Raw genomic sequence first — 6,291 nt, forward strand, 5'->3', positions numbered from 1 at the left:
GTAGGGATTGCGCCGGTCCCAGCCCTTGATCGCGCCGCCCGCCAGCGACAGCTCGGGGAAGGCGACGACCCGGGTTGGGTCGAAGAATTCCATGGTGCCGATGCCGTCGCAGCTGGGGCAGGCGCCGACCGGCGAGTTGAAGGAGAACAGCCGCGGCTCCAGCTCGGCGATCGAGTAGTGGCAGATCGGGCACGCGAACTTCGCGTTGAACAGGTGCTCGCGGCCCGATTCCATCTCCACCGCGATGGCGCGGCCGTCGGCCAGCCGCAGCGCGGCCTCGAAGCTCTCGGCCAGGCGCTGCTGCACCTCGGACTTCACCTTCAGCCGGTCGACCACCACGTCGATGTCGTGCTTCTCGGCCTTCTTCAGCTTGGGCAGGTTGTCGAACTCGAACACCTCGCCGCCGACGCGGAAGCGCACGTAGCCCTGGCCCTGCATCTCGGCGAACAGCTCGGTGAACTCGCCCTTGCGCTCGCGCGCCACCGGCGCCAGCACCATCAGGCGCGTGTCTTCCGGCAGCGCCAGCACCGCGTCGACCATCTGCGAGACGGTCTGCGACTGCAACGGCAGGTGGTGGATCGGGCAATAGGGCGTGCCCACGCGCGCGAACAGCAGGCGCAGGTAGTCGTGGATCTCGGTGACTGTGCCCACCGTGGAGCGTGGGTTGTGGCTGGTGGCCTTCTGTTCGATGGAGATCGCCGGCGAAAGGCCTTCGATCAGGTCCACGTCCGGCTTGTCCATCAGCTGCAGGAACTGGCGCGCATAGGCCGAGAGGCTCTCGACGTAGCGGCGCTGGCCCTCGGCGTAGAGCGTGTCGAAGGCGAGCGAGGACTTGCCCGAGCCGGAGAGCCCGGTGATCACGACCAGCCTGTACCGCGGAAGGTCGAGATCGATGTTCTTCAGGTTGTGCGTGCGCGCCCCGCGGATGCTGATCCGCTGGCCCAGGGCCTCGTGGAGGTACTTGCCGTCGGTGCTGTCGTTCAAACTCGGGCCCGCCAAGGGAAAACCCGAAATCATAGAACGGGCGGGCTTCCGCGGGCACGCACCCCCGGCTCAGCGCAACGGGAGCACCCAGTCGTAAGGAACGCCCACATTTGTTTCACTTCCGGAAGGTTGGGGGGTGGCTGATCGTTAATCGCATACCCACGACCAACGGAGACAAAAGTGACACGTCCGTATTACCCCGTTTCCCGTTCCACCCGCCGGCAGTACCGGTCGCAGGCCGCCATGCTGCGCCTGCTGGCCGGTGTTGTGCTGGCCACGCTGCTGGCGCTGGCGCTGCTGGCCAGCGACTTGGCGCACGCGGCCTCCGGCGGCGCGGTCGCCGAGTTCGACGGCGGCATCGGCGTGCAGCCGGCCACCTGGGCCGGCGCGAACAACGCGAACCCGATCGGCGGGGACGCGGCGGCGAACAACGTCAACGACACGCCGCCAGCCGGCCGGCCCTGGGTGATCGAGGACCTGAAGGCCAAGGTCTCCCGCGACGGCAGCTTCGACATCCGGGGCAAGGGCCTGATCTTCGCCGGCAGCCCGAACGTGGGCCGCAGCGGCAACGTCAGCGTGCGCGCGCGCCTCTACTGCGGCGCCGGAGCGACGCTCGCCAAGTTCACTTCCGAGGAGACGGTGCAGCTCGCACCCAACGGCGACTTCCGCCTGCGGGGCGAGTTTGCGGTCATGAACGCGCCGCTGGCCTGCCCGAACGCCGTGCTGTTGATCCTGAACGCCGGCGAGAGCGCTGCCAACGCGGGTGGCTGGTTCGCCGCCGGCATTCCCAAGGACTGAGCCCGTGCCCATCCCGGGGCCGCGGCCCCGGGTTTGGCCGATGCGGGAGAATCCTGCTTTTTGCCGGACGGCGGCGTCCGCGAGCAGCTCTCCCCATCCGTGACTTCCATCCCTGTTCCTGTTGGCTCGAGCCGCATGACGGCGGCCGAGCGCCGGGCCAGCGGTTCGCTGGCGATCATCTTCGCGGCCCGCATGCTGGGCCTGTTCCTGGTGCTGCCGGTGTTCGCGCTCGAAGCGGCGCGCTACCCCGGCGGCAACGACGCCGCCCTCGTCGGCATGGCGATGGGCATCTACGGCCTCACCCAGGGCATCCTGCAGATCCCCTACGGCCTCGCTTCCGACCGCTACGGCCGCAAGCGCGTGATCGCGCTCGGCCTGCTGGTGTTCGCGGCCGGCAGCTTCGTCGCCGCCGCCGCCCCCAGCGTCTGGTGGCTGGTGGCCGGCCGGTCGCTGCAGGGCGCCGGCGCCGTCTCGGCGGCGGTGACCGCGCTGCTGGCCGACCAGACCCGCGACGTCGTCCGCACCAAGGCCATGGCCCTGGTGGGCGCCAGCATCGGCCTGATGTTCGCCGTCTCGCTGGTGGCCGCGCCCATGCTGGTCGAGGTCATCGGCCTGCACGGCCTGTTCACGATCACCGGCCTGCTGGCGCTGGGCTGCATCGCCGTGGTGTTCTGGTGGACGCCGCCCGCGCCGGTGCAGCACGCCAACGTGCCGCGCGGGCGGCTCGCCGACGTGCTGGCGCACGGGCCGCTGCTGCGGCTGGACGTCGGCGTGTTCGTGCTGCATGCGGTGCAGCTGGCCATGTGGATGGCGGTGCCGGCCCTGCTGGTGCAGGCCGGGCTGGACAAGGACCGCCACTGGCAGGTCTACCTGCCCACCGTGGTCGCCTCCTTCGTCGCGATGGGCGCCGTGTTCGCGCTGGAGCGGCGCGGCTACCTGCGGGCGGTGTTCCTGGCGGCCATCGGCATCGTGCTGCTGGCGCAGCTGGGCTTCCTGCTGGCGGCGCGCGCGCCCAGCCTGCCGGTGCTGACGGCGCTGCTGTTCTTCTTCTTCTGCGGCTTCAACGTCCTGGAAGCCACCCAGCCCAGCCTGGTGTCGCGGCTGGCGCCGCCGGCGGCCCGCGGCGCCGCGCTCGGTGTGTACAACACACTGCAATCGCTGGGATTTTTTGCCGGCGGCGCGGTCGGCGGCTGGCTGGCGAAGAACGTTGGATCGGCGGGCCTGTTCGGCGCCGCGGCCCTCATGATGCTGGTGTGGCTGCTGGCGGCGTGGCACATGCGGGCGCCGCAGACGCCCAAGACGGCGGAAGAGGTGCTCGCCGACGAGGCCGAGGCCGGCTGAGGCCCGATAATCGCACCCCTCAGAGGAGTTTCCATGGCATCCGTCAACAAGGTCATCATCGTCGGCAATCTCGGGAAGGACCCCGAAACGCGCACCTTCCCCAGCGGCGGGCGCGTCTGCAACGTGACGATCGCCACGTCCGAACGCTGGAAGGACAAGCAGACCGGCGAAATGAAGGAACTCACCGAATGGCACCGGGTGGTCTTCAACGACCGCCTGGCCGAGATCGCGGGCGAGTACCTGCGCAAGGGCTCCCAGGTCTACGTGGAAGGCAGCCTGCGCACCCGCAAGTGGACGGACAAGGACGGGATCGAGAAGTACACCACCGAAATCCGCGCCGACGAGATGAAGATGCTGGGCAAGCGCGAGGGCATGGGCGGCCCTTCCGACGACGACGGCGGCTACGACAGCGCCCCGCGCCGCTCCGCCCCCCCGAGCCGCGCCCCGGCCGCCGGCGGCGGCGCCCAGCGCCCGGCCTCGAAGCCCGCGAGCGGCTTCGACGACATGGACGACGACATCCCGTTCTGAGCCTCGCGCGCCCGGCGCTCGGGCGCGCTCGTCTCCCCGGAGGCCGCCCGCCCTTGCGCCGGGCGGCCTCGCTCCTTCCGGCCGCCAGCGAAGCCGGCCCCGCGCATTCCGCAGCGTACGCCGGCACTTAGGTGCCGCCGATTCAGCCCGATCCGGGGATGGCCGGCCGGGCCATCGCCGCTAACGTCCAACCCGACGGCCCACCTTTCGCGCCGCCCTTCCTGCCGGCAGCCCTTCCACGGGCGCGACCCGGCGTCATCCCTGGTAGCGGTTACAACGCGTTACCTCGGATGCTTTTCGGAACTACCACGTTCGAGGCGAGCGCGGCGCCGCCGTCTGCCCGGACCGTGTGCTTTCCCAGCCGCTGAGTTGGTGTTTTGACGGCTCAAAGCTCGGTATTGCTGCAGAACTTGCCGGTGGACACACTGAGTTACAGCTCATGACAACTGCCGGTTGTCGCTGAGCCGTAGCCCTGGTTCCAAACCTTTCCCCGGAGCAGCTCCATGTCTTTTCGCCTCAACCTCGACGACATTTCCCGCATCCTGGGCCACATCAAGATTGCCGAGCGGCACGTGGAGTCGGGGTACACCCAGCTCACGGACGAGATGGGCACCCCTCTCCACAACCTGGCGCCCTTCGGCCTGCGGACGGTGAGCGGCCAATACAACAACCTGGTGCACACCGAGTACGGCTCGGCCGACCAGTTCATGCCGCGCCTGCTGAGCCCCGAATTCAAGCCGGCCGAAGCCAACCCGCGCACCGGCACGCCCACATCGTACGAACAGACCTCCGGCAGCGTCTACGACTCGCAGCCGCGCACCATCAGCAACCTGATCGCCGACCAGTCCACCGGCAATCCGGCCGTGTTCGTCGCGGCCTTCACGGCGCTCGGCTCCACCGACCCGTGGGGGGACGCGGCCAGGTACACCGCGGCGCGGCAGGCCTCCGAAAAGGCCGCTGCCGACCTGCAGCAACTGCTGGACGCCATCGAGGCCGGCGCGGACCCCGCGCCCGGCCCCGAGCAGCTCGCGGCCGCCCAGCAGCTCGCCGACAGCACCGCCGCGGCCTTCCAGGCACTGCCCGCGCAGCTCGGGCTCGAATTCGACGTCAACGACCAGGCGGTCTTCGTGCCCAACGTGATGCCGGACCTGGGCGACACCGCGCCCTTCAACGGCTTCCTCACGCTGTTCGGCCAGTTCTTCGACCACGGCCTCGACCTGGTCTCCAAGGGCGGCAGCGGCACCGTCTACGTTCCGCTGCAGCCGGACGACCCGCTGTACGTCGAAGGCAGCCCGACCAATTTCATGGTGATGACGCGGGCGACCAACCAGCCCGGCCCGGATGGCGTGCTCGGCACCGCAGACGACGTGCGTGAGCACCGCAACGAGACGACGCCCTTCATCGACCTGAACCAGGTCTACACCTCGCACGAGTCGCACCACGTGTTCCTGCGCGAATACGTGCGGATCGAGGTGGATGGCGTCATGAAGACAGTGGCCACGAGCCACATGCTGGAAGGGGCCGCCGGCGGCCCGCCGACCTGGGCCGACATCAAGAACCAGGCGCGCGAGATGCTCGGCATCGAGCTGACCGACATGGACGTGCTGCGGGTGCCGCTGGTCGCCTCGGACCTGTACGGCAACTTCGTCCCGGGCCCGAACGGGTATGCACAGCTGGTGCTGCCGCCGGAAGTGGCCGGCGGAGCCCCCCGCCTGGTGGAAGGCAGCCCCGAAGCGCCGGCGCGCGCCGCGGACGCCTTCAGTGCCGGGCGTGCCTTCCTGAACGACATCGCGCACACTGCCGTGCCCGTCTCCGGCCTGATCGACGACGACCACAACCCGAACACGCCGATGGTCGAGGCCGGGGCGGACCTCGACACCGACGTCGGCAATGCGATCCCGACCAACATGTACGGCATCGCCACGACCTATGACAACGAGTTGCTCGACAAGCACTTCATCGTCGGCGACGGCCGGGGCAACGAGAACATCGGCCTGACCGCAGTCCACACCGTGTTCCACAGCGAGCACAACAACCGGGTGGACCAGGTGAAGGCCGAGATCCTGGCCAGCGGCGACGTCGCCTTCATCAACCAGTGGCTGCTCGAGCCGGTCGCAGGCAGCGCGGTGCCGTCCGATCCCGACGCGCTGCTCTGGAACGGCGACCGCCTGTTCCAGGCCGGGCGCTTCAGCACCGAGATGGTGTACCAGCACCTCGTGTTCGAGGAGTTCGCGCGCCTGGTGTCCCCGGACGTGGACCCGTTCCTGTTCTCCAACACGGTCGAGATCGACGCCGCCATCGTCGCCGAGTTCGCGCACGTCGTGTACCGCTTCGGCCACTCCATGCTGCGCGAGACGGTGGACCGGCTGGCCGCCGACGGCCAGACCTCCGACGACATCGGCCTGATCGATGCCTTCCTCAACCCGCTCGCCTTCGCCGACAGCGGCGCCAATGCGGAGGAAGCGGCCGGCGCCATCCTGCGCGGCATGACCCGCCAGGTGGGCAACGAGATCGACGAATTCCTGACCGAAGCCCTGCGCAACAACCTGGTCGGCCTGCCGCTGGACCTCGGCGCGATCAACATCGCGCGCGCCCGCGACACCGGCATCCCCTCGCTGAACGAGGCGCGCCGGCAGTTCT

4 protein-coding genes and 1 pseudogene are annotated in these 6,291 nt (G+C 69.3%); 4 read left to right on the forward strand and 1 reads right to left on the reverse strand.

Going from position 1 to position 6,291, the window contains the following annotated elements; all coding sequences use genetic code 11:
- Positions 1-1,017: pseudogene (locus VFM98_RS19825) on the reverse strand (excinuclease ABC subunit UvrA); the annotation flags it as partial.
- Positions 1,018-1,164: 147 nt separating this feature from the next.
- Between VFM98_RS19825 and VFM98_RS19830 the strand changes: the two are divergent.
- From VFM98_RS19830 to VFM98_RS19845, 4 genes are all read left to right on the forward strand, one after another.
- The gene (locus VFM98_RS19830; protein WP_325111619.1) at positions 1,165-1,782 is read left to right on the forward strand and encodes a hypothetical protein; all 618 of its coding nucleotides are present in this window, start codon (positions 1,165-1,167) and stop codon (positions 1,780-1,782) included.
- A 135-nt stretch (positions 1,783-1,917) separates the two neighbouring features.
- A complete protein-coding gene (locus VFM98_RS19835; protein ID WP_325111622.1) occupies positions 1,918-3,123 on the forward strand; it encodes an MFS transporter in 1,206 nt (401 codons plus the stop codon).
- A 33-nt stretch (positions 3,124-3,156) separates the two neighbouring features.
- A complete protein-coding gene (gene ssb, locus VFM98_RS19840) occupies positions 3,157-3,651 on the forward strand; it encodes a single-stranded DNA-binding protein (RefSeq protein ID WP_325111620.1) in 495 nt (164 codons plus the stop codon).
- Positions 3,652-4,154: 503 nt separating this feature from the next.
- Positions 4,155-6,291, forward strand: a 2,137-nt coding sequence (locus tag VFM98_RS19845; protein ID WP_325111621.1) for a peroxidase family protein, incomplete at its 3' end; no start/stop codon positions are given.

The organism is Ramlibacter sp. (assembly GCF_035706265.1).
Lineage (GTDB): Bacteria > Pseudomonadota > Gammaproteobacteria > Burkholderiales > Burkholderiaceae_C > Ramlibacter.